Origin of the sequence: Paenarthrobacter sp. RAF54_2, from assembly GCF_052113945.1 — a bacterium.
Classification (GTDB): domain Bacteria; phylum Actinomycetota; class Actinomycetes; order Actinomycetales; family Micrococcaceae; genus Arthrobacter.
This window is the reverse complement of sequence record NZ_JBFRDV010000004.1, coordinates 228,397-250,931: the sequence shown is the minus strand read 5'-3', so window position 1 is coordinate 250,931 and position 22,535 is coordinate 228,397. Positions and strand designations below refer to the sequence as shown.

Below are 22,535 nucleotides of genomic sequence, written 5' to 3'. Positions count from 1 at the left end.
ATTGGCCTACTTGGCCGCTGGAGCTGGCGCCGTTTCTGTGGTTGCTGAGCGGGCGGGCGCTGAGCCGGAAGGCGCTGACCCGGCAGACGCTGCTTCGGCAGTCAGCGCGGAGGCAGCCAAGTGGACGGTGCGTACGACGGCGGCGCGTCGCCTCTCGAGGCGGCCGGGGTCGTTCCCGGCCATGAGTCCATCGAGTGCGGGCAGCACGGGGGCCGTATCGCAAAGACTGACGATGGTGATCAGGAGATCACCGGCGTCTTCCTTTGAGATTCCGGGAAGGGCTGCAATGGTGCTGTTGACCTTGGACGCACAGTTGGCCATCCGTTTGGGCAGGCCCACAACTTCGGTGCCGCGTTCCAGGCCTTCCCAGAAGAGAAGGCGTGGCGCGGTGGCGTCCTCTTGATGATGATCGAACAGACGGCCCGCATAGTTCGCCATCGCCTCTGGGCCCTCACCGTGGATGGGCACTTCATCCATGAGGGAGCTGAGGGCGGCTACGATGACCGCGTCGAAAAGGCCGTTCTTGTTGCCGAAGTACTGATAGATGCGTTCTTTGTTGACGCCCGCCTCTGCAGCGATGCGATCAATCCGGGCCCCGGCAAGTCCTCGCGTGCAAAACTCGGACGTCGCCGCCTCGAGCAGCAGCGACTTGGTCCGCTCTGTGTCCCATGCCATAAGTACCAGATTACCATTTCCCAACTAAGTAGTTGTAATTGTTGGCGTGTGTGGTTATTGTGAGACCAAGCTAATTGCAACTATCTGGTTGGAGAATGCCATGACCGCTCAAGCTACTGACGAAATTGATCCCGGTGAGGCCGCTGCCACGGCTGTCCCGGACCGTGCACAAGGACCTTCGCAAGCGGCTTCGCAAGCCCCGAAAGCGCCGTCCGTGCACATGCGGGCGCTGATCACCTGGATCGCGATCTTCCCCTTGGTATCCATCGGCATGCTCTTGCTCGGGCCGATCATGGAGCCGTGGCACCCCGTCCTCCGGGCACTCCTGCTGACTGCGCTTGTGGTTCCGGCAGCAGTCTATTTTGTGGTCCCACGACTGTTTGCCGGCCATGGCGCACTGAGCCGCAAGGCCGCTGAGCGCGCCGCCCGTAGGTCCGCTTAAAAACCAACTGACTGGCATTTGTGGTTGTTCCCAGCGCTGGGAACAACCACAAATGCCAGTCAGTTGGGTGGGAGCGCTGGGACTAAAGGCCCCGCAGCTGCTCTACCTGGGCAATGGTCGGGTAAGCGGTCTGGGTGCCCTTCTTCGTGGCGGCCAACGCGGCAGCCACTGAGGCAAAGCCGGCGGCGTCGGCGAGGGAATCGCCGGCAGCAAGGCGTGCAGCGACAGCTCCCGTGAACGCGTCACCCGCACCGGTGGTGTCTACGGCTGAAACGCGGGTAGGGGCAATACGGGTGATCTGGTCCTGCGTACCCCGGGCCAACGAATCCAGCACAACAGACCCGTGGGCGCCCAGCGTTACCAGCACGCGCTGCAAACCCCTGTCGGCAAACTGGCTGCGAACAGGTTCCCATGCTTCAGCCTCCGCGTCGGCGTCAGGAACGTCGGCTTCCCCGCCCAGGAACAGGGAGGCCTCGTGCGCATTGACCAGCAGCACGTCGGTCAAGTCGGCCAGAATCTCCGGTACCTCCGCGTAAGGCGAGAGGTTCAATATGACGGTAGCGCCGGCGTCGTGCCCTGCTTGTGCAGCGGCGATCACAGTATCGATCGCGACTTCAAGGCAGAGGCAGACCACCGCAGAGTTGTTGATGGCGTCCGCTGCCGTGCGCACGTCTGCCGGCGTTAGAGTCCCGTTTGCCCCGGCCGAGATGATGATGCTGTTCTCGCCGCTGGCATCCACCGAGATGACCGCGACGCCCGTCGCGGCGTCCGAGCGTCGGACGCGGGTGACGTCCACTCCGGCGTTGGCGGTCGAGTCCAGGAGCATGCTTCCGTTGGCGTCATCGCCCACTGCGCCCACCAGGCTGACCTGGGCGCCGAGCTTGCTGGCCGCCACCGCCTGATTGGCGCTCTTGCCGCCGGGGTTTACGGCGAAACCATTGCCGTGGACCGTCTCGCCGGGCTTGGGAAGGCGGTCGCAGTAGATCGTCAGATCGGCGTTCAGGGAGCCGACGACGACGATCCCCGCCGTGGGTGCGCCGGCTTCTGTGCTCATTTGCTTACCTCCACACTCGCCGCCTCTGCCTCTGCGACCTCTGCGACTTCTGCATCCAGAGGTTTCGGGATCAACAGTGAGGCGGCGAAGGCGGCAAGGGTGATGGCGAGACCCGCCACCACAACGGTGAGGTACGACGCCTTTGCGTCACCCAGTGCGGACGTCGCAACGAGGACCGCGGGCAGGACCAGGAAGCTTAGGCCGGCGCCGAGGTTGAAAGCGCCCGCATTCATTCCAGGGAGGAAGCCCAGGTTGCCTTGGGGCGAGAGGACCACGCCCAGTCCGTTCAGCATGATGTTGACGGTACCGGCGTACATGATGCCCAGCAAGGCTGTGCCCACGATCATCATCGGCAGGTTGTTCAGGCCGAAGAACGCGATGATCGCCAAGGCCACGAGGCTGCCCAGCAGTCCGATACGAAGGACCTTCGTGTAGCCGAGGACCGGGGCGAGCCTGCCGCTGATCGGGCCGAAGAGCCAACCCAGCAGTGCGTACGGTGTGAGGATCATGAGCGACATCTCGGTGGGGCCGACGCCGAAGCCGGGTTCGGCCGCCTGAACGAACGCGGGGACGATCCCATTGATGACTGCAAAGATGCCGGTCATGGTCAGTGTGGTGGTCAAAAGCGGCGCCCACGTGGAACGCTGCCGCAGGTGCACGGTTTCCACCATGGGCTGCTTGGCGCGCTTTTCAACAGTCCAGAAGGCGAAGAACGCGACGGCGGCAACCAGGATCAGGCCAATGGCCAACGTTAGCGTCCCGGCGTCGAAGGCCGTCGCCAGTTTGGAGCCTTCGTTCAAGGCTGTCAGGAGGGCGCCTACCGCGATCACGATGAAGAACACGCCCAACCAGTCCATGGTGGTTCCGGCAGCAGGTTTGCTCTCTCCCGCCAGGACGGCGATAAGGACCGTTGCCACAAGGGCCAGGGCAACCATGAGCCAGAAAATGCTGCGGAATCCGAAGTTCTCGGCGAAGTAGCCGCCCACGAACGAGTCGACACCAGCCACGCCACCGTTCACTGCGGTGATGAGGCCCATGAGGGTGCCGTATTTGCGCGGGTTGCTCACTGCGGAGCGGAGCATGATGAGGCAGAGGGGGACAGTGGGACCGCTGACGCCCTGGATGATGCGGCCTACGAAGAGCCACGTGACATCCGGTGCGAGTGCCGCGATGACCGAACCAACAGCCATCAGGAGCATCATGCCCACAAGGATCTTCTTGCGGCCCACGATGTCGCTGAGCCGGGGGAGGAAGAGGGAGAACAGTGCTGCGGCGGTGAAGAACCAGGTCTGGGACAGGCCGATGGTGGCTTGGTCCGTCTGGAGCTCATTGCCCATGGTGACCAAGGCAGGGCTGAGCATGGAGGCGTTGAGCTGGAAGGCAACACAGGCTGCCAGAAGGGCGACCATAAGCGCGGTGACGTTACCCCGGGTGGACTTGGTTTCTGGTATGAGGATGGACATTACTTTGCCTCTCCGGCTGCGACGTTAACCGCGGCGGTGGCGTCAGCGCCGCCGTCGAGGGTTGGTTCACCGATCCGTTCGATCGCATCGGTGACAAGATCCCAGAACTTCTTGTGATCCAGATCCACGGCCACGGACGTATGGCAGTCCTCCGGGGCGGGCGCGCGGAAGTCCGCCACCGTCATGCCGAGGGTGAGCTTGCCCTGCAGTTCGATGTCCACCGGCACCTTGCGTGTGGTCATCACGGTGGGGTCGATGACGTAGGCAACTGCGCAGGGATCGTGGACCGGCGGGAAATCGAAGCCCTGGGCATCCTTGTAGGTCTTCTGGAAGAAGTCCATGAGTTCCATGACGAACTTGGCCGGCTTGGTTCCGATGGCGGCAATGCGGTCCACCACCTCATCTGTGGCCAGTGCCTGGTGCGTGAGGTCCAGGCCGACCATCACCACGGGCCACTTTTCGTTGAACACAATGTGCGCGGCCTCGGGATCGATGATGATGTTGAACTCCGCCACTGCGCTCCAGTTGCCCACGTGGTAGCCGCCGCCCATGAGGACAACTTCCTTCACGCGCTCCACGATGCGCGGCTCCTTGCGGGCAGCCATGGCGATGTTTGTCAGGCCCGCGGTAGGCACCAGGGTGATGGTGCCCGGCTCATGTGCCATGACGGTTTCAACGATGAGGTCGACGGCGTGGCGCGGGTCCAGTTCGATGGTGGGCTCGGGCTGTTCCGGACCATCCATGCCGGATTCGCCGTGGATGCTGGGGGCCGTCTCGATGGTTCGAACCAGGGGGCGGTCACAACCTGCGGCGAACGGAACGCCGGTGATGCCAGCGATGGTGGCTACCGAGAGGGCGTTGCGCGTGACTTTTTCGAGGGTCTGGTTGCCCACCACCGTTGTCACTGCGAGCAGCTCGATGTCCGGGTTTCCGTGGGCCAGCAACAATGCCACTGCGTCGTCATGGCCGGGGTCGCAGTCAAGAATGATCTTCTTGCGTGCTGTCAGGGGATTGGGGTCCACGTTTGTCTCCACGTCATTGGGGCCTGCCAGGTTCTTGCCCGAAGCAGGGCGGTAAGCATTCATGGGAATTCTGGCACTGCTCCGGGGGTTACGTCAAACGCTTAACGTACTTGGCGTTAAGCGCTTGATGCCTTGGGCCACTTGTTCGCGCTGCAACAACGCTACGATCGATGCATGGATACCTTGGATCGGCGGAACGCCCGCTCGCCCCGTGTAACGGCTGCGATGGTGGCTGCCCGGGCCGGGGTTTCCACTGCCACCGTCTCATTGGTAGCCAACGGTAAGACGCAAGGACGAGTATCCGAGGACAACATCTCACGCGTCCGATCAGCGATCGCCGAACTTGGCTATGTGGTTGACAGCATTGGGAGTTCGCTGGCTCGCGGAGTCAGCTCCATCGTCATTCTCGTGACGCCCGACGTGTCCAACCCGTTCTTCGCCAACGTCATCGCAGGCGTCCGGGAATCACTCGGCCCGGCTTACCAACTGCTGCTCTCGGTGACCGACGCAGGGGAGTCGCCGCAGGCCGAGGATGTTCGCAAATTGTTGGCACTCCGTCCGGCCGGCCTGCTCGTGGGCGCCCCCAGTGCTGAGTTTCTTCAGGACCTGTCCGCGGCCGGACCGCTTGTGCTCCTTGACGCGCCCGGCCTCGAGTCCTACGCCCCGTCCGTAAACCTCGACGTCGCCCAAGGTGCGCGTGAATTGGCCCGTCACCTCGCAGCATCCGGGCATACCCGCGCCGCCTACATGGACGGGATCACCGGCACCACCACTTTCCACCTGCGCAGGGAAGCCTTCCTGGAGGAGGCCGCAGCGTGCGGGCTTTTGGTTGCCGATGGGCATGTCATCAGCACCGCGATCGACGTCGGTGCTGCCGCCGCAGCGTTCGCCGACGCTTGGCCCGCGTGGCAGCGTGAGGGGGTGACCGCCGTCGTCTGCGGTACCGATACCCATGCGTATGGCGTGCTGCAGGAAGCGCGTGTGGCGGGCGTCCTGATTCCTGCCGAACTGGCCGTTGCGGGCTTCGACGATCTCCCGTATTCGGCCACCAGCAATCCCAGCCTCACGAGCGTGCACCTGCCGGCGACCCCGCTTGGACGAAGGGCGGGGGAACAACTCCGCGGGCTCATGGAAGGGCTCGCTTTGGAGGAACCGCATGTGACGCTGGAGAGCTCGCTGGTGGTGCGGGGTTCTACGTCGCTGGGTTAGCCAATAGCGGGCGAAGCTGTGCCTCCGAGACGGGGTTCGACACCGTGAAATAGATCTGGGGCGCCGTCATATCGCCCCAGTCTTCCTTCTTCACCCGTACAGCGTCAGGTGTTACTTCGGCGATCCGGACGCGCAGCCACGTGCCGTCGTCGAGTAGCAATTCGTGGGGGTCGGCGAGGTAGCGCAGGCCGAGGTCATCGAGTGTTTCCTCAGCGGTGAACCAATCCACTTCGTCCGTGCGTGGACGTCCCAGCATGTCGATTGCGACGAATCCGTCACCTGCGGGCTTCATCCATCCCACGTGCTCGCCATCGTCCGAACGTCGGTGCTCGATCCAGTCCGCTTCCATACCTCGACGGTAGCAGCGTGTCCCGGCCGCCGTGGCTAGTGGATGGTCGCTAGCAAGATGCCAACCAGCACGAACAGGCAGCCGAACACACGGTTGAGGACCTTCTGGCCGCGCTCGTCGTGGGTGAAACGCTGGAATGAACGCGCGGCCAGAGCGAAGAAGAACCACATAACCAAGATGTCGATAACGAGGACGGTGGCCGTCAGCACGGCATATTGCTGAAGCAGCGGCTGGTCCAGCCGGATGAACTGCGGCATGAAGGCCAGGAAGAACACGATTGCCTTGGGATTCAGCAGGTTCACCCAGACGCCGCGTTGGAACATGGAAAGGCCGGACTCGTTCTTTCGGCTGTCCACCTTTTCCTCATCCAGGTCCGGCTTGCGCAGGAACTGTCGGAGGCCGAGGTACACCAGATACGCCGCGCCGGCGTAGCGGACGATGTTGAAGATCACAGGCGAATTCGAGACGAGCACGCCGACGCCCAAGGCCACGATGACGATGTGGATCACCAAGGCCAATTGCTGGCCGAGGATGCCCCAGATGGAGCGTCGGAAACCGGAATTCAGCGAGTTGCTCATGGTGAAGATGGCACCGGCGCCGGGAGTGAAACTGATCAGGGTGCCGGCGCCAACCAGGGCCAGCCAAAGGGAAAACTGCACCATCTCAGCTTATGCGGATGAGGTGCGTGGTTTGAACGCGTTGCTTCCTGACATAGTCTGGCGCTCGGGACAACAGAATGACCCCAGGGCGTTGACTCAGTTGCCGTTTGAGTTCAATAGGTGTCCGTACCTCTTCACGAAATCCTGCCACCAGTGGCATTCGGGATACTTGGACAGGCTCGAATGGCGCCAGTGGAGCATGGTTTCAGGCAGATCCCTTCCGTGTTGGTCAAAGAAGGAGTGGAGCTCGACGGCCGTTGCCCGCGACTCATCGATGCCGTAGTTCCCGATCATGAGTAGCCCACGTGCTATTGCCAGTCTCCGAAGCTTCTCCATCTCAGCAGGCGAAGGCTCAGCGCTTTCAAAATCGAAATGTTGCCAACAACCGCCGTAGGCGATGGCAAAGTACTTGATCCCTTCCGTCGTAAGAACCTCGAAAATGTCGTCGAAGAGCGGCTCCAGCGAACCATCAAACTGATAACTGGCGATGCCAATGCTGGTTAAACACATGTCGGAATTGAGGCCGATGACAACAAGCCTGCTGAGCGGTATCTCATTGGGAACTATGTATGGACGCGCGAGCACCTGGATGTCGAAGCCAGCTTGAATAATCATAATTTGACGCTATGGCCTAACTAGCAGGCAGAAAATAATGCTCTTGGCGTATGTGGACAATCCAGGCGTTAGGTCCTTACCTTGTTGGCCGCCCAAACTGCGGATTGAAGCCCAAATGGGTTGATTTGCGGGCGCCGTGAGCCCAAACAGGGTCAGGAGGCCACGGCTTAGGGCAAACTGGTGCCGTGAGCGGAATCCCATGGGTACTGCACGTTGACCTCGACCAGTTCATTGCGGCTGTCGAGGTCCTCCGACGCCCCGAGCTTGCGGGAAAACCGATCATTGTGGGTGGCCGCGGGGATCCGACGGAACGTGCTGTGGTATCCACGGCATCATATGAAGCCAGGGCGTTCGGCGTGGGCTCTGGAATGCCACTGCGCATAGCGGCCCGGAAAGTGCCCGATGCCGTGATCCTTCCCGTCGACCAGGAGGCGTACCTGGCGGCATCGCACGTAGTGATGGCCACCCTGCGCGCACAGCCGGGCGCCAAGGTTCAGGTGCTCGGTTGGGATGAGGCCTTTGTTGGCATCGAGGCTGAGGACCCGGAAGCATATGCCCGGCAGATCCAAGCTGCCGTCCTGGAGCAAACCCGGTTGCACTGCAGCGTGGGCATCGGCGACACGTTGGTCCGCGCAAAGAATGCGACAGATTTTGGCAAACCAGCGGGCATCTTTCGGTTGACCAAAGAGAACTGGCTCGACGTCATGGGCAGCAAGCCCACTAAGGAGCTGTGGGGCGTCGGGCCCAAAGTGTCGCAGCGCCTGGCGAAACACCAGATCACCACGGTGGCAGAACTTGCCGGGACCGATCCCCAGGGCTTGGTCCCGGAGTTCGGCCCCAAGATGGGCCCTTGGTATGCGCAGCTCGGACGAGGCGAGGGCGCCAACGAAGTGGACGACACCCCGTGGGTTGCCCGGGCACACGGCCGCGAGACCACGTTCCAGCAGGACCTCACGGAACCCACCCAGATCAGCGACGCCATCAAGGAGCTGACAGCGCGCGTCCTCGACGATGTGGCAGCCGAGGGGCGGCCGGTGGTGGGGTTGACCCTCAAAGTCCGGTACGCCCCGTTCTTCACCAAGACCTACGCAAGGAAGATTCCAGAGACCTTCGACAGGGACGAAGTCCTCGCGCAAGCTTTGGACGTCACAGCGCGGATCGAGCCCGACCGTCCCATCCGGCTTCTGGGACTACGCGCCGAAATGTCGATGCCCGATGACGCCCGAAAGGGACACACGCCCACCCGCAGCGGGTGGTGACATGCGCGACGGCGGTGGACCGGCTACCAGCGCGGGTGGATCGCTTCGCGGAAATACCGATCATAGATGTCCCGGACCCCGGCGGTGAGACCTGCCCCGACGTCCTGCATGGCTCCCGCCTCAGCGTTCGCATGTGCTTGGACTGACGAACGAGCACCGGGAATGACCGTGCTGACACCGTCCCGGGCGATCACCCAGGCGAGGGCCGCCTGGGCGGTGCTGACGCCGTCGGGCACTAACGCGCTGAACTCCTGTGCGGCTTTTACACCGGTGGTGAAATTGACGCCCGAGAAGGTTTCGCCGACGTCGAATGAGGAGCCGTCGCGGTTGTAGTTGCGGTGGTCGTTCTCCGCGAACTCGGTTTCCGGCGTGTACTTTCCGGACAATAGTCCGGAGGCCAGCGGCACTCTGGCGATGATGCCGACTCCGGCCTGCTTGGCTGCCGGGAGAACTTCATCGAGCGGCTTCAGCCGGAAGGCGTTCAGGATGATCTGAACGGACGCCGTATTCCCGCGGTTGATGGCTTCAAGGGCTTCATCAGTCCGCTCCACACTGACCCCGTAGTTACGGATAACGCCTTCGCTGACGAGAGTATCCAATGCGTCGTACACCTCATCCCGTGTGTAGACGGCGGTGGGCGGGCAATGCAATTGGACGAGGTCCAGGGTGTCCTGCTGCAAGTTCCGGCGCGAACGGTCCGTCCACTCACGGAAGTTGGCGAGGGTGTAGTTTTCGGGCACTTGGTCCACGCGCCGGCCCATCTTGGTGGCAACCATCAGGTCCAGCCCGGGATTGGCGCGGAGGAAGCGTCCGATCAGCTGCTCGCTTCGGCCATCGCCGTAGACGTCGGCTGTGTCGAAGAAAGTGACGCCGCCGTCAACCGAGGCCTCCAGGACGGCAAGTGCATCTTCCTCGGTTACGTCGCCCCAGTCCGCTCCGAGCTGCCACGTGCCCAGTCCAACTGTGGACACCGACCGGCCGGTCTTACCAAGTATGCGCTGTTCCATGGATTCGACTATATGGGGTCAACGTTCATCCATTCGCGCCACTTTCCCCATCAGGTACCGCCGCTCCTGCAGGCTGCCCGTCTTTTTGGCGGCGGCAAGGTAGGTGGCGCGCGCCTCTACATAAGAGCCCGCCATTTCATACAGGTGGCCCCGCACCGCATCCAGGCGGTGCGACCGACCGATCGCCGAATCCAGCCCTGCCAGAAGCTCAAGCCCAGCGGCTGGCCCATTGACCATAGCCACAGCCACAGCACGATTCAGCGTCACCACGGGACTGGGCGCTACGGCTTCCAGGACCGTGTACAAGGCGAGGATCTGCGGCCAGTCGGTTTCGGCGTCAGACGGCGCTTCCGCATGAACGGCGGCGATGGCGGCTTGGAGTTGGTACGGCCCAGCCGCGCCACGTCCAAGCACGGAAGACAGGAGTGCGATGCCTTCCTCTATCTGCCCGCGGTTCCATAGAGTCCGGTCCTGTTCGGACAGGGGCACGGGCATTCCGTCAGCCAGGGTGCGCGCGGCACGACGGGAGTCCGTCAGCAGCATCAGAGCGAGCAAACCGGTGGCCTCGAACTCGGCCGGCGCCGCGCTCACCAGCAGGCGTGCCAACCGGATCGCTTCGGTGGTGAGGTCTTCGCGTTGCAGCGAGTCGCCCGAGCTTGCCGCGTAGCCTTCGTTGAAGATCAGGTACAGGACGTGAAGTACGACGCCGAGCCTCGCCTTCCGCTCGGACTCCGGCGGCATGTCGAACCGGGCGCCTGCCTTCTGGATCCCTTGTTTCGCACGGCTGATGCGCTGGCCCATGGTCGCCTCGGGGACGAGGAAAGCAGAGGCGATTTCCGCCGTCGTGAGCCCTCCTACGGCTCGGAGCGTCAAGGCGAGTTGCGACGGTGCGCTGATCGAGGGGTGGCAACACAGGAACATCAGGGTCAGGGTGTCGTCGGCTTCGGACACGGTGCTGTCCTGGAAGTGGACCTCCATTGCGGCGACGCGTTCCTCCCGGGCACGCCGTGCGCTTTCACTGCGCCACACATCAACCAGCCGGCGCGATGCGACAGCCAGCAGCCATCCTTTGGGATTTGCAGGCAGCCCGGATGGCCATTGGAGTGCGGCCTCAATGAGTGCTTCCTGCACGGCATCCTCGCAGGCGTCGAACTGTCCGTGGTTGCGGGCCAGCACGCCGAGGACCTGCGGCGCCAAGGTGCGCAGCAGGTCCTCAATGTCGCGTGGAGGAACCTCGCATGGGAGAACGGCCAAACTAGACCTCCGGGGGACCGTCCGGGATAGCGCGCAGCTCAACCACTTGCGAGTACTTGACGATGCTCGAGCAGATTTCCACGGCGCGTTCCTCGCTGGCCACGTCCACCACCCAGTACCCGATCAGCGATTCCTTCGACTCGGCGTAAGGACCGTCCGTGGTGATGACGCCGTCCGGGGTTTGCTTGACGAGCTTTGCTGTGCCGGGATCGGCCAAGCCTGCATTGAAGACCAGTTCACCGGAATCGCGGAGGTCCTTGTCGATCTGGATCATGAACCCGATCATTTCCTTGATCCACTCCGGATCGGCGGTTTCCATCATGCCCTCGGCGGACCCGAACATCATGATCATGTATTTCATCTCAAACTCCTTATCAAGGGGCGCCCTGTTTGGGTGCTTTCACTCATGGGTCGGAACTGCGGGGCGCTTTTCTACATGGTTCGGAAAATTTTTTTGGAAAGTTCCTTTACGCGAAAACTAGGCCCGGGCGATTACCTCGCCGTTGGGAATCAGGAAGTAGCCATCGTCCGTGGCTCCCCAGCGGTGCCAGCCCGCAGCGATCCGGGCGAGATCGGCCTCATTGGCGAACCCGTACTCGAGGGCTTGCTCGGCAAAGGCGGAGTGGAGGACACGTTCGCTCCACACGCGGGACTGCCATGCCCGCTGTTGGGCTGTGGCATAGAGCCAGTTGCTGCTGCTGGGCGCCACCTGGGCGAAGCCTGCCTGCTGTGCCCACGAGACCAATCGACGGCCGGCATCCGGTTCGGCACCGTTGCGCCGTGCGATCTTCTGGTAGAGCTCCATCCAGTCATCGAGCTCGGGGACTTCCGGGTACCAGCTCATGCCGTGGAAATCGGCGTCGCGGACCGCCACGATCGCACCCGGTTTGGCCACGCGGCGCATCTCCCGGAGGGCGGCGACGGGATCGGTGAGGTGCTGGAGGACTTGATGGGCATGGACGAGATCGAAGGTCTCGTCCTCAAACTCGAGATCGTAGATGTTGCCGGTGCGGAACTCTACGTTGTTCACGCCACGGTCCTTCGCCAGTTCCGTTGCCTGGGCGACGATGTCCGCCGAGCGGTCCAGGCCGATGACCTGAGCTGGCGCGACCAGCCCCGCGAAATCGCACGTGATGCTGCCTGGTCCGCACCCGACGTCGAGGACCGACGTCCCCGGGGTGAGATGCGGAATGACAAACGCGGCCGAATTCTCGGCCGTCCGTGAGGCATGGGCCCGGACAACCGACTCGTGGTGCCCGTGGGTGTAAACATCTTCAGGCTGCTGCGCGTTCATAGGGAAACGCTACAACTTCGCCGGTGGATTTCGGCGGAATGCGGTTAGTTGCCGTTATCCGCGGTTTCGGTGCGTGCTGCCACGGTGGCCTCGATCATGTCCGTCATGAAGCGTCGGACAACGTCCAGTTCGTCAGCGCTGTACGCGCCCATGGCCTGGCCCATGCGGATGGCCAGCGGCATGAACATGGCACTTCCATCCCGGTAGGCCTTCGGGGTCATGACCAGCTGGACCTGGCGCCGGTCCGTGCCGACGCGTTCGCGCACTACGTGTCCCGATGCGTGGAGGCGATCCACCAGTGCGGTGGTGGCGGGGGAACTCAGGCGTAGTTCATTGCGCAGGATGCCAGGGGTGACAACTCGACCGGCGRCAGAATGTCGCATGATCACTGCCAGGGCGTTGAGATCCGTCCGGTGCATGTCGTTCCGGCCGCCGGCTGCGTCGACATAGTGGTTGGCTTCCAGAGTGAAGTCCTGAAGGAGCCGTACCAAGTCCTGGGGTGCCGCTGTTTCCGGGCGTTCGCCACCAGGGTGCGGGCCTGAAACTGCAGCCATTCTGCCCTCCCAATTGCGTTGGTAATTACTGCCCTGTCGGATATTACTCCCAGCCCAGCAGGAACCCGGCATCAGTAAAATGGTTCACTCTTGGAATAGTTCCATCGTAGAGATATTCTGTGGTGGAATAAAGACTTCCCCACGTCTCGGAAGAAGGACTCATGAACCCGCAGAAGGTACCGTTCTGGCTTCGATGGCTGGTGCCCGTAGTGCTCGTCATCATCTGGCTTGGCATTGCCGGCGTTGGCGGCCCAACGTTCGGGCGGTTGGACGAGGTCTCCTCCAATGACCAGGCTTCGTTCCTCCCGGCAGGTGCCGAAGCGACGGAAGCAGGCAACTGGCAGGCGAAGTTCCGGGAGTCCAAGGAGATCCCTGCAGTGGTCATTGTCGAGAACGGGACTGCCTTCACCCCGGCCCAGCTCAGTGAAGCAGCCCAGCTGAAAGCCGACATTGAGGCACTCAAACTGGGGGACGCCGTCGTCGGGCCTCTTCCCTCGGAGGACGGCAAAGCGGTCCAATTCATTGTGCCAATAGCGTCTTCGGATGAACTGCGCGACAAGATCCAGGAGCTCCGAGACGTCGTTCAGCCAGGTGCCCCGGAGGGAATGCGAGCGTTTGTCACGGGTCCCGCGGGCCTGACCGCTGATCTCGTGAACGCGTTCGGCGGCATCGACGGCGTCCTCCTCCTCGTGGCGCTTGGCGCTGTGTTTGTCATTTTGCTGCTCGTGTACCGCTCGTTCGTGCTGCCTCTGGCGGTCCTCCTGACATCGGTTTTTGCGCTTTGCGCGGCCATTCTCCTGGTGTTCGCGATGGCCAAACTGGGCTGGATCCAGCTGAACGGCCAGAGCCAAGGCATCCTGTCCATCCTGGTGATTGGCGCGGCCACCGACTATGCGCTGCTGTATGTGGCCCGATTCCGCGAGGCCCTGACCCACACCACTAACCATACGAGGGCAGTACTCACGGCATGGAAGGCCTCCTTCGAACCGATCCTGGCGTCCGGCGCGACCGTCATCATCGCCCTGCTTTGCCTGCTCTTCTCCGACCTGAACTCCAACAAGGCGCTGGGCCCAGTGGCAGCTGCCGGAATCCTTTGCTCGCTCTTCGCCGCGCTCACCCTCCTGCCGGCGCTCATGGCACTGCTGGGCCGCGCAGCCTTCTGGCCCTTCCGTCCCAAGCTCCTGCCCGACGACGAACGCGAACCTGAGCTGGTTACTGGACTTGAAGGACAAAAGGGTCTGTGGCGCGCAACTGCGTCCCTGGTTTCCCGCCGGCCGCGCGCCGTATGGGTGGCTTCGGTCCTGCTGCTCCTGGTGGCCTCGGCAGGCGTCCTGCAATTGAAGGCCAACGGTGTCCCCCAAACGGAGGTCATCCTTTCGGCCTCCGACGCCGCGGACGGCCAGGACGCGCTGGCGCGGCATTTCGACGCCGGCAGCGGCAGCCCCGCCGTCGTGGTCGCTTCCGAAGATGCCGCGCAGGAAGTGCTGGACAAGGTCAAAGCTGCCGACGGTGTGGGGGACGCCTATCTCCTGGCCGACGGAAATGTGCCCATCACCGGCGCTCCGGGGACTCCGGCCGATCCTGCCGTTCGTGAGGGCAAGGTGCTGATCAATGCGAYGCCCGACTCTGCCGCCGACTCGATTCAAGCAGAAGAAACAGTGAAGTCATTGCGGGTGGCGGTCAAAGAGGTCGACGCCGATGCCTTGGTCGGCGGGGTCACCGCCACTGCGCTGGATACCAACACCACCGCGCAGCGGGACTTGGTGGTCATCATCCCCATCGTCCTGGTGGTCATCCTTTTCATCCTGATGCTCCTGCTGCGCTCCGTTGTGGCGCCTGTACTGCTGGTGTTGTCCGTGGTCCTGTCCTATGCGGCGGCCATGGGTGTTTCAGCGTGGGTCTTTAACGGGGTCTTCGGTTTCTCGGGCGCCGATGCCACAGTTCCCCTCTTCGGATTCGTGTTCCTGGTGGCATTGGGTGTGGACTACAACATCTTCCTGATGAGCAGGGTGCGCGAGGAATCGTTGAAGCATGGGACGCGACCCGGAATCCTGCGGGGCTTGGGCGTAACGGGTGGAGTAATTACGTCCGCGGGTGTTGTGTTGGCTGCTACCTTTGCCGCGCTCGGAGTCATTCCCATCATGTTCCTCGTGCAGCTGGCCTTCATCGTTGCCTTCGGGGTGCTGCTGGATACCATTCTGGTCCGCTCTCTTTTGGTGCCCGCACTCGCGTACGACATCGGACACCGGATTTGGTGGCCAGGGAAGCCAGGCCGCCGGGCTGATGCAGTGGAGCGTCCTCGTGAGGAGGAGCGAACGGCGGTGGGGCGGTAGTTCGTCATTCGGCCGCGACGACGTAGCCCGCGCCTCCGTCCACGGTGACTCGTTGGCCCGTCTTGAGCAGCCGCGTAGCGTTGCCGGTTCCGACGACGGCGGGTATCCCGTATTCCCGGGCAACCAGCGACGCATGGGCGGCGAGGGTTCCGCCATCGGTGACCACCGCGGCGGCCCGAGCGAAAAGGGGCGTCCAGGCTGGTGCGGTGGTTCGCGCTACGAGTATCTCGCCGTCGAGGAAGCTGTCGAATTCATCCAGGCCTGACATAACCCGCACCCTGCCCGTGGCGCGTCCAGTACTGGCCGGGTGGCCGACAATTGCACCCGCGGGAACCTCGTGGGTTGTCCTGGCAGCCTCAACTGCGCTCGCCACGGGATCAGCTCCAAACCTGCCGGGTTCGCCAATGATGAGTGGTGCGTCCAGACGCCGTTGTATCTGCCACGTTGCACGGCGGTTTCCTACCAGCTCCCTTAGGTCCGCCGACGCGTTCATCACCTCACTCAGGTGGAGGAAATGGATGTCCTGCGGGTCCTCGATGGCTCCTGCGGCAGCGAGGTTTTCTCCCAGCCGTTTGGCGCAACGGCGCAGGACCGGCCATCCCAGGGTGAGGTAAAGGCACTGTTCTTCCCGTAGGGCGGCGTAGTACTGGGCCATCGTTAGGAGGGAATCAAAGCGGGTGAGGGCCCTGGGACTATCAAGCAGCACTTCCCTCGCCGCGGCTTCTGCTGCCTTTCGTTGTGCGTCAACCGCATCCTTGCCTGCGCTGGTTGAATCCGCTTCTTGGCTACGGATGCCGGCCTCGCCGTAGGTCGGGTGGTACCAGTCGAGGGAGTAGACGGCCGATTCCGATGGTGTCGCAGTGCTGCCGCTGAGGCCGGTCGTGCCGCTGAGGCCGCGGAGGAGCGCCTGATGGCCGAGCAGCCCGGCGGGTTTGTCGCTCAGGGGAGCGGCCAGGTGCTTTTGCCAGAACCTGGCCAGGGCCGCTTCGATTTTCCAAGCAGATCCGCCGACCACGGCCAGTGACCAGAGGTGGATTCCCGCCTGCTGGGCGATGGCATTCACAAGCTCGATGAGCCTTGCCGGGGATGCGGTGTCCACTTCCTGCTCGGCACTGCGCACGAGTTCCCGATAGTCGGGCAGCAGCTGGTGTCGCCATTTCAGTTCCAGCCCATGGAGAACAGCGCGGTGCGCCGCAGCCGGATTGCGGGAGACCCGGAGAAGGACGTTGAAAAGGAACCATGGCAGGCGACCACGGCTTCGAACTATCAAAGGCGCCACAATCCTTGGGGACGGAATCGGCGGGGCGTTGTAGTACCAGCCGTTGACGGAGCCGTAACGAAACGGCACCCGCACCTGAATATCGTCCTCCATGCCGTCGAGATACCCGGCCTCGATCCGGGGCAGAAGCCAGTCCTCGAACAGCGGCGTCATGGGATCTGGAAGCCATTCACCGAGCCTGAAGTTCCGTGCCCATAGGCCTTCGCCCGGAGCCGTCCAAGCTGCTGGGGTGGGAAGCGCCGTCATCGGGCGGGCCTGAAGAAGGAATAGGGCACCGTCGTGGTCCAGCGCCCACTCGATGTCTTGCGGCACTCCCGCTCGTTCGTGGATCCGACGGGCCAGCGCCGCCACTTGCCGTGCTTGGTCCGAGGTGAGGATGTTGCCGTCCCTGTTGCACGTGGCGTCGCTGGCGCGGACTGTCCATTGCTCTCCGACTGCTTCACCGGACACCAGCGACTCCCCAAGACCCGCGACGGCAGTGACAATGGTTTCGTCGAGGTCGCCGGTCAGTGGGTTGGCAGTAAAGGCAACGCCGGCGGCATGGGGCTGGACCATCTGTTGAACGAGTACCGCCATGGAAGGGCTTGCCGCATCGCCGCGGGCCGCTGCTCCGAGAGCAGTCTCATACGCTGCAACTCGTTGCTCCGCAGCGGAGGCAAAGCATTGCCGCACAGCATGCTCGAGGTCATCCTGCTCAACGTTCAGAAAGGTTTCGTAGAGACCTGCATAAGAAGCGCCGTCGAGGTCCTCGGCGGCGGAAGAGGACCTGACAGCGTACGGCCCCGGGCCTATCCTGCCGGCAGCAACTTTCAGAGCGCCCGCGAGGTTATTGCCGAGTTGCCCCACCACCTCCGACGTGACGACGAACCCCGCTGGCACCTTGAAACCCTCTGCCGTGAGCTCGGAAAGAGTGGCTGCTTTGCTGCCCAACACCGCCCGGTCTGCGCTCGCAGAGCCAAGCTGCGGAAACTCGCTCATAGCCACGGCTCTCCCTCTTCGCAGACACTTCCGGTTTCAGACAGTGGCGGTTTTAGATAGTCGCGGAGCGTCTTTCGATCATTATGGTGTCGCGCCATTGCCCCGCGAGTGGGCCAAGAGGCATCCGGGCGATCCGATTCCGTCGGCCGACAACTGTAAAGCCCTCCGCGACATGCAGCCGGATGCTCGCTTCATTCTCGGGAAATACGCTGGCCTGGATCGTCCAGATTCCTGCTTCTTCAGTGGAGGTGATCAGCGCGCGGAGAAGGGCCTTGCCTACACCCAAACCACGGGCTTCCCCGGCCACGTAAATGGAATGCTCCACGACGCCCGCGTACGCTGCACGCGAGGAGATCGCGGATACGGCTGCCCAACCGAGGATCCGGCCTTCTGCTTCCGCGACCAACCGGTGATCCTTGAGTCTTGTAGCGTCGAATTGCTCCCACTCAGGAGCAGCGGGCTCGAACGTGGCATTCCCGGACTCGATGCCTTCAGTGAAGATTTCCCTGACAACCGGCCAATCGGGCGGGGTCATTTTGCGGATCTGGACCTCGCTGTTGCGCATTGACGGGATGTTGGGTGTGGTCTCCCTTGTCCCTGTTGTCTCGCTTCTCACAGGGTCTCCAGCAGGCCGGAAGTCCGCTCAATGGCACCCGGGACCAAGGAGTAGTACGCCCATGTGCCCCGCTTTTCGCGGTGCAGAAGGCCGGCATCCACCAGGATCTTCAAGTGGTGTGAGACCGTCGGCTGGCCGAGGTCCAGGGGCTCGGTGAGATCGCAGACGCACGCTTCGCCGCCGTCCGCGCTTTTGACGATGGACAAAAGGCGGAGCCGGTTGGGATCAGCGAGTGCCTTAAACACAGAGGCGCGGACCTGGGCTTCATAGGCATCGAGGGAGGGCTGGGCTGAAGGCTCGCAGCAAGCTTCATCGCGAGCACTTGCCGGCCTATCCACAGCTGGGAGTTCTTCCGCGTGTAGCAGCTGAAGGGTTTGCGGTGAGTCCATACATCAATTATGCACATAGATTGACAATCATCGATATAGATGCTGATACTTATATCGAACTTCATCAATCTAATGCCTTGGCTGTTGCCGGGCAGAATTCCAGGAGCCTAGTGAGCACGACGCAGACCGCAGCCCGTAAGCCTGAGGGCGGCGCCGCCGTCGTAGGACGGCTTTCGGCAGTGGACCGTTTGCTGCCGGTGTGGATCATCGCCGCCATGGCGCTCGGCCTGCTCTTGGGAGGTCTCGTCCCGGGCCTCAATTCGTGGTTGGAAGCGGTGAAAGTTGGCGACGTGTCCTTGCCAATTGCCGTTGGGCTATTGGTCATGATGTATCCGGTTCTCGCGAAGGTGCGGTACGACCAAGCAGGCAGCGTGCTGACGGATCGTCGGCTGATGGTTACCTCCTTGGTTATCAACTGGTTTTTGGCCCCAGCGTTCATGTTCGGGTTGGCATGGATTTTCCTTCCTGACCTGCCCGAATACCGCACGGGACTCATCATCGTCGGCTTGGCCCGCTGTATCGCCATGGTGATGATCTGGAACGACCTCGCTTGCGGTGATCGCGAATCGGCCGCCGTGCTGGTATTCGTTAACTCGGTGTTCCAAGTGATCGCATTCGGAGGCCTTGGCTGGTTCTACCTCCAGTGGCTTCCGGCGCTCCTGGGCCTGCCCACCACCAGCGCGAACTTCTCTTTCTTGGCGATCACGGCATCGGTAGTGGTCTTCCTGGGCATTCCACTGCTAGCTGGCTTCCTCACCCGGTGGCTGGGTGAACGGGCGAAGGGCCGTGACTGGTACGAGGCCTACATGCTTCCAAGGATCGGGCCCTGGGCGCTGTACGGGTTGTTGTTCACCATCACGCTGCTTTTCGCCCTGCAGGGTGGAACTATCATGGCCCGACCGTTGGATGTTCTCCGGATCGCGCTGCCACTGCTGGTCTACTTCCTCGTGGTATTCGGGGCGGGGATCGCGATGGGCAAATGGCTGAACCTCGGTTACGCCAAAACCGTCACACTCGCCTTCACTGCCGCCGGCAATAACTTTGAATTGGCCATCGCAGTGGCCATTGGCACTTTCGGCGTCACGTCGGGTCAGGCACTTGCCGGCGTCGTTGGGCCCTTGATTGAAGTGCCCGTCCTTGTTGCACTTGTGTATGTAGCCCTCTGGGCGCGCAAGCGCTATTTCACCCCGGCGATGATCGCTGCCCCACCCATGGAGGAGAAGCATGACCACTGAAGCCAGCAAGAAGCCGTCCGTCCTGTTCGTCTGCGTACACAACGCCGGCCGGTCCCAGATGGCTGCCGCGTTCCTGACCACTCTTGCCAAGGGCGAGATCGAGGTCCGCTCCGCCGGTTCCCAGCCCGCCGACAAGGTCAACCCGGCCGCTGTCGAGGCCATGGCCGAACTGGGTATAGACATGTCCGCCGAAATCCCCAAGGTACTCACCACAGAAGCCGTCAAGGAATCCGACGTCGTCATCACCATGGGCTGCGGCGACGAATGCCCGTACTTCCCTGGCAAGCGGTATGAAGACTGGGTCCTGGAAGACCCAGCTGGCCAGGGTGTTGACGCGGTCCGGCCTATTCGGGATGAAATTAAGACACGCATCGAGGGCCTGATCGATTCCCTCATCCCTGCCTCCAAGTAATCCGGCTTCCCGCATAGGAGAGATTCTCGTGAGTAATGACATCAGCGCAGAACAACTGATCATCATCGGCTCGGGCCCGGCCGGCTACACCGCGGCCATCTATGCCGCCCGGGCAGGGCTCAAACCGCTCGTCCTGGCGGGCTCGGTCACTGCGGGTGGCGCTTTGATGAATACCACCGAGGTGGAAAACTTCCCAGGATTCCCGGGCGGTATCCAGGGTCCCGAGTTGATGGACGGACTCCAGGAGCAGGCCGAGAAGTTCGGCGCCCGCATCGTGTTCGACGACGTCACGGAAGTTGATCTGAAAGCTCACCTCAAGCGGGTGGTCACCGGCGCGGGGGAGACGCATGAAGCGCCCGCCGTCATTCTTGCTACTGGCTCGGCCTATAAGGAACTTGGACTGCCGGAAGAGAAAAAGCTCAGCGGACACGGCGTCTCATGGTGCGCCACCTGTGACGGCTTCTTCTTCCGGGAGCAGGACATCATCGTGGTCGGCGGTGGAGACTCTGCCATGGAAGAAGCCACCTTCCTGACACGTTTCGGCAAGTCCGTCACTGTCGTGGTCCGGAAGGATGAACTTCGTGCCTCGCGCATCATGGCCCAGCGCGCCAAGGACAATCCCAAGATCAGCTTCGCCTGGAACTCCGCCGTCACCAAGATCCACGGCGACACCAAAGTTACCGGAGTGACGCTCACAGATACCCGCACTGGTGAAACCCGCGAACAGGCCGCCACAGGGATCTTCGTTGCCATCGGTCATTTGCCCCGCACCGAGCTGGTCGCCGGGCAGGTAGACCTCGACGCTGAGGGCTACATCAAGGTCGATTCGCCCACCACCTGCACCAATCTCTCCGGGGTCTTCGCATGCGGGGATGCAGTGGATCACCGGTACCGCCAGGCGATCACCGCCGCCGGAACGGGGTGTGCTGCAGCGCTGGATGCTGAACGATTTCTGGCGGCACTTGAGGAGGCAGACAGCATAGCTACGGCACTGGTGGAAGAACCCACCCACGCCTGAGGATCTTTAAGCGCCCGAGGATCTTCAACGACGAAAGAGGACACCATGGAGTCAGCGAACGGCCTTCCCGTCGCGGTGATTGGTGCCGGCCCGGTCGGTTTGGCCGCAGCAGCGCACTTGCTCGAACGTGGCCTCGAGCCAGTCATCTTTGAAGCTGGGCCCGCTGCAGGTGCTGCCATCGAACAATGGCGCCACATCCGGCTCTTCTCGCCTTGGCGGTTCAACATCGATGCCGCCAGCGTTCGCCTCCTGGAACAATCAGGCTGGGAATCTCCGCGCCCCACGGCACTGCCTTATGGCCGGGAACTCATCGACAACTACCTCACCCCGCTGGCAGCTATGCCCGTCATGGCGACCCGGTTGCGGACGGGCGCCCGCGTTAGCGCTGTTACCCGCGTAGGACTGGATAAGACCCACGTCCGTGACCGGGACACCACTCCTTTCCTGGTCAGGGTGGAGCACGCAGACGGCGAAACGCGTGATCACGTAGTGGCTGCAGTCATCGACGCGTCCGGCACGTGGTCAACGCGGAATCCATTGGGCACCGCAGGGTTGCCCGCCATTGGCGAAGACACGGCAGCGAACCGCATATCTTCGCCGCTCCCAGACGTCAAAGGCCGGGACCGAACCAGTTTTGCCGGCCGTCGTATCCTCGTGGTGGGCGCTGGACACTCGGCTGCGAACACCCTGATCAATTTAGCCGACCTCTCCAAGGACAAACCCAATACCCGGATCCTTTGGGCCGTGCGAAGCGGCTCCGCAGAGAAGGTCTACGGTGGCGGAGACGCCGATGGACTGCCCGCCCGGGGTCAGCTCGGCGCCAGGCTTCGTCGGCTCGTCGAGGCCGGAAGCATCGAACTGCACACACGTTTCGGCATAGTTGGCCTGAAAACGCTCGATTCCGGAGTGAGCGTTGAATCTGTTGACGGACGCACGCTGGATGTCGATGTCATCGTTCCGTGCACCGGCTTCCGCCCGGACCTGGAGATCCTGCGCGAACTCCGTCTCAACCTCGATCCTGCCGTTGAGGCACCCACCGAGCTCGGCCCACTGATTGACCCCGAATTCCACTCCTGCGGCACTGTCCCTCCACACGGTGCCAAGGTGCTGGCACATCCAGAGAAAGACTTCTACATCGTGGGCATGAAGTCTTATGGCCGTGCCCCGACCTTCCTGCTGGCCACGGGCTATGAGCAGGTCCGTTCAGTCGCCGCTGCACTGGCCGGTGACCGCCAGGCAGCGGATACGGTGCATCTGGAATTGCCGGAAACCGGAGTCTGCTCTACGGACGCCGCGACCAGCTGCGATGTCCCCGCCACGGTCATCAACGAAGAAGCGGATTCGGGCTGCTGTGCTTCACCCGAACCAGCTTTCCTCGGCTTCCCGACCGGACTCGCGCACGGCCGTTCCGGCAATTAG

General features: G+C 62.6%; 23 protein-coding genes. 8 read left to right on the top strand and 15 right to left on the bottom strand.

Annotated features, from left to right (window positions below):
- Positions 1 to 6 precede the first annotated feature (6 nt).
- Positions 7 to 675, bottom strand: coding sequence for a TetR/AcrR family transcriptional regulator (locus AB4Y87_RS05300; RefSeq protein ID WP_442003379.1), 669 nt, complete (start codon positions 673 to 675; stop codon positions 7 to 9).
- Positions 676 to 775: 100 nt separating this feature from the next.
- On the opposite strand from AB4Y87_RS05300, the gene AB4Y87_RS05295 reads away from it, so the two are divergent.
- Positions 776 to 1,117, top strand: coding sequence for a hypothetical protein (locus tag AB4Y87_RS05295; RefSeq protein ID WP_442003378.1), 342 nt, complete (start codon positions 776 to 778; stop codon positions 1,115 to 1,117).
- Between the two features lie 82 nt (positions 1,118 to 1,199).
- Here the strand turns inward: AB4Y87_RS05295 and AB4Y87_RS05290 are convergent, their stop codons facing one another.
- Genes AB4Y87_RS05290 through uriH form a run of 3 tightly spaced genes read right to left on the bottom strand, consistent with a single transcriptional unit; the run spans position 1,200 to position 4,719 of the window.
- Positions 1,200 to 2,171: a ribokinase gene (locus tag AB4Y87_RS05290; protein WP_442003377.1), complete on the bottom strand. Its 972-nt coding sequence runs from the start codon at positions 2,169 to 2,171 to the stop codon at positions 1,200 to 1,202.
- Positions 2,168 to 3,634: a uridine transporter UriT gene (uriT, locus tag AB4Y87_RS05285; RefSeq protein WP_442003376.1), complete on the bottom strand. Its 1,467-nt coding sequence runs from the start codon at positions 3,632 to 3,634 to the stop codon at positions 2,168 to 2,170. Before uriT ends, AB4Y87_RS05290 begins: the two co-directional genes overlap by 4 nt.
- Positions 3,634 to 4,719 (bottom strand): uridine-preferring nucleoside hydrolase UriH, encoded by a 1,086-nt coding sequence (uriH, locus tag AB4Y87_RS05280; RefSeq protein WP_442003375.1) that lies wholly within the window; start codon positions 4,717 to 4,719, stop codon positions 3,634 to 3,636. Before uriH ends, uriT begins: the two co-directional genes overlap by 1 nt.
- 111 nt (positions 4,720 to 4,830) lie before the next feature.
- Here uriH and AB4Y87_RS05275 point away from each other — a divergent pair, with 111 nt between their 5' ends.
- Entirely contained in the window at positions 4,831 to 5,865 is a 1,035-nt protein-coding gene (locus tag AB4Y87_RS05275) for a LacI family DNA-binding transcriptional regulator (protein WP_442003374.1), read from the top strand.
- Here the strand turns inward: AB4Y87_RS05275 and AB4Y87_RS05270 are convergent.
- The 3 genes from AB4Y87_RS05270 to AB4Y87_RS05260 all read right to left on the bottom strand — a co-directional run bounded on the left by AB4Y87_RS05270 (position 5,849) and on the right by AB4Y87_RS05260 (position 7,488).
- A complete protein-coding gene (locus AB4Y87_RS05270; protein WP_431116856.1) occupies positions 5,849 to 6,214 on the bottom strand; it encodes a hypothetical protein in 366 nt (121 codons plus the stop codon). The two genes, AB4Y87_RS05275 and AB4Y87_RS05270, sit on opposite strands and share 17 nt — an antisense overlap.
- Positions 6,215 to 6,249: 35 nt before the next feature.
- The gene (locus AB4Y87_RS05265) at positions 6,250 to 6,876 is read right to left on the bottom strand and encodes a LysE family transporter (RefSeq protein WP_442003373.1); all 627 of its coding nucleotides are present in this window, start codon (positions 6,874 to 6,876) and stop codon (positions 6,250 to 6,252) included.
- A gap of 93 nt (positions 6,877 to 6,969) precedes the next feature.
- Entirely contained in the window at positions 6,970 to 7,488 is a 519-nt protein-coding gene (locus tag AB4Y87_RS05260) for a hypothetical protein (RefSeq protein ID WP_442003372.1), read from the bottom strand.
- Positions 7,489 to 7,673: 185 nt separating this feature from the next.
- On the opposite strand from AB4Y87_RS05260, the gene AB4Y87_RS05255 reads away from it, so the two are divergent.
- Positions 7,674 to 8,747 carry a DNA polymerase IV gene (locus AB4Y87_RS05255; protein ID WP_442003371.1) on the top strand — a complete coding sequence of 358 codons (1,074 nt, stop codon included), beginning with the start codon at positions 7,674 to 7,676 and terminating at the stop codon, positions 8,745 to 8,747.
- Between the two features lie 23 nt (positions 8,748 to 8,770).
- Here the strand turns inward: AB4Y87_RS05255 and AB4Y87_RS05250 are convergent, their stop codons facing one another.
- The 5 genes from AB4Y87_RS05250 to AB4Y87_RS05230 form a co-directional block, all read right to left on the bottom strand.
- Positions 8,771 to 9,754: an aldo/keto reductase gene (locus AB4Y87_RS05250; protein WP_431116853.1), complete on the bottom strand. Its 984-nt coding sequence runs from the start codon at positions 9,752 to 9,754 to the stop codon at positions 8,771 to 8,773.
- An 18-nt stretch (positions 9,755 to 9,772) separates the two neighbouring features.
- Positions 9,773 to 11,008 carry an RNA polymerase sigma factor gene (locus AB4Y87_RS05245; protein WP_442003370.1) on the bottom strand — a complete coding sequence of 412 codons (1,236 nt, stop codon included), beginning with the start codon at positions 11,006 to 11,008 and terminating at the stop codon, positions 9,773 to 9,775.
- 1 nt (position 11,009) lies between these two features.
- On the bottom strand, positions 11,010 to 11,369 hold the full coding sequence (locus AB4Y87_RS05240; protein ID WP_442003369.1) for a YciI family protein: 360 nt from the start codon (positions 11,367 to 11,369) through the stop codon (positions 11,010 to 11,012).
- A gap of 117 nt (positions 11,370 to 11,486) precedes the next feature.
- Positions 11,487 to 12,302, bottom strand: a complete 816-nt coding sequence (locus AB4Y87_RS05235) for a methyltransferase domain-containing protein (RefSeq protein ID WP_442003368.1) — start codon at positions 12,300 to 12,302, stop codon at positions 11,487 to 11,489.
- A 44-nt stretch (positions 12,303 to 12,346) separates the two neighbouring features.
- Positions 12,347 to 12,856: a MarR family winged helix-turn-helix transcriptional regulator gene (locus AB4Y87_RS05230; protein ID WP_442003367.1), complete on the bottom strand. Its 510-nt coding sequence runs from the start codon at positions 12,854 to 12,856 to the stop codon at positions 12,347 to 12,349.
- Positions 12,857 to 13,017: 161 nt separating this feature from the next.
- Here AB4Y87_RS05230 and AB4Y87_RS05225 point away from each other — a divergent pair, with 161 nt between their 5' ends.
- Complete coding sequence (locus tag AB4Y87_RS05225; protein WP_442003366.1) at positions 13,018 to 15,189, top strand: MMPL family transporter; 2,172 nt, start codon at positions 13,018 to 13,020, stop codon at positions 15,187 to 15,189.
- A gap of 4 nt (positions 15,190 to 15,193) precedes the next feature.
- On the opposite strand, the gene AB4Y87_RS05220 is transcribed toward AB4Y87_RS05225, so the two are convergent.
- The 3 genes from AB4Y87_RS05220 to AB4Y87_RS05210 all read right to left on the bottom strand — a co-directional run bounded on the left by AB4Y87_RS05220 (position 15,194) and on the right by AB4Y87_RS05210 (position 18,451).
- Positions 15,194 to 17,446, bottom strand: a complete 2,253-nt coding sequence (locus AB4Y87_RS05220; protein WP_442003365.1) for a PEP/pyruvate-binding domain-containing protein — start codon at positions 17,444 to 17,446, stop codon at positions 15,194 to 15,196.
- A gap of 52 nt (positions 17,447 to 17,498) precedes the next feature.
- The gene (locus tag AB4Y87_RS05215) at positions 17,499 to 17,981 is read right to left on the bottom strand and encodes a GNAT family N-acetyltransferase (protein WP_442003409.1); all 483 of its coding nucleotides are present in this window, start codon (positions 17,979 to 17,981) and stop codon (positions 17,499 to 17,501) included.
- A gap of 77 nt (positions 17,982 to 18,058) precedes the next feature.
- Positions 18,059 to 18,451, bottom strand: a complete 393-nt coding sequence (locus AB4Y87_RS05210) for an ArsR/SmtB family transcription factor (RefSeq protein ID WP_442003364.1) — start codon at positions 18,449 to 18,451, stop codon at positions 18,059 to 18,061.
- A 110-nt stretch (positions 18,452 to 18,561) separates the two neighbouring features.
- Here AB4Y87_RS05210 and arsB point away from each other — a divergent pair, with 110 nt between their 5' ends.
- The 4 genes from arsB to AB4Y87_RS05190 are packed head-to-tail and all read left to right on the top strand — an operon-like array spanning position 18,562 to position 22,535.
- The gene (gene arsB, locus AB4Y87_RS05205) at positions 18,562 to 19,686 is read left to right on the top strand and encodes an ACR3 family arsenite efflux transporter (protein WP_442003363.1); all 1,125 of its coding nucleotides are present in this window, start codon (positions 18,562 to 18,564) and stop codon (positions 19,684 to 19,686) included.
- Entirely contained in the window at positions 19,676 to 20,098 is a 423-nt protein-coding gene (locus AB4Y87_RS05200) for an arsenate reductase ArsC (protein ID WP_442003362.1), read from the top strand. Before arsB ends, AB4Y87_RS05200 begins: the two co-directional genes overlap by 11 nt.
- A 40-nt stretch (positions 20,099 to 20,138) precedes the next feature.
- Positions 20,139 to 21,116, top strand: coding sequence for a thioredoxin-disulfide reductase (trxB, locus tag AB4Y87_RS05195; RefSeq protein ID WP_442003408.1), 978 nt, complete (start codon positions 20,139 to 20,141; stop codon positions 21,114 to 21,116).
- Positions 21,117 to 21,161: 45 nt separating this feature from the next.
- The gene (locus AB4Y87_RS05190; protein WP_442003361.1) at positions 21,162 to 22,535 is read left to right on the top strand and encodes an FAD-dependent oxidoreductase; all 1,374 of its coding nucleotides are present in this window, start codon (positions 21,162 to 21,164) and stop codon (positions 22,533 to 22,535) included.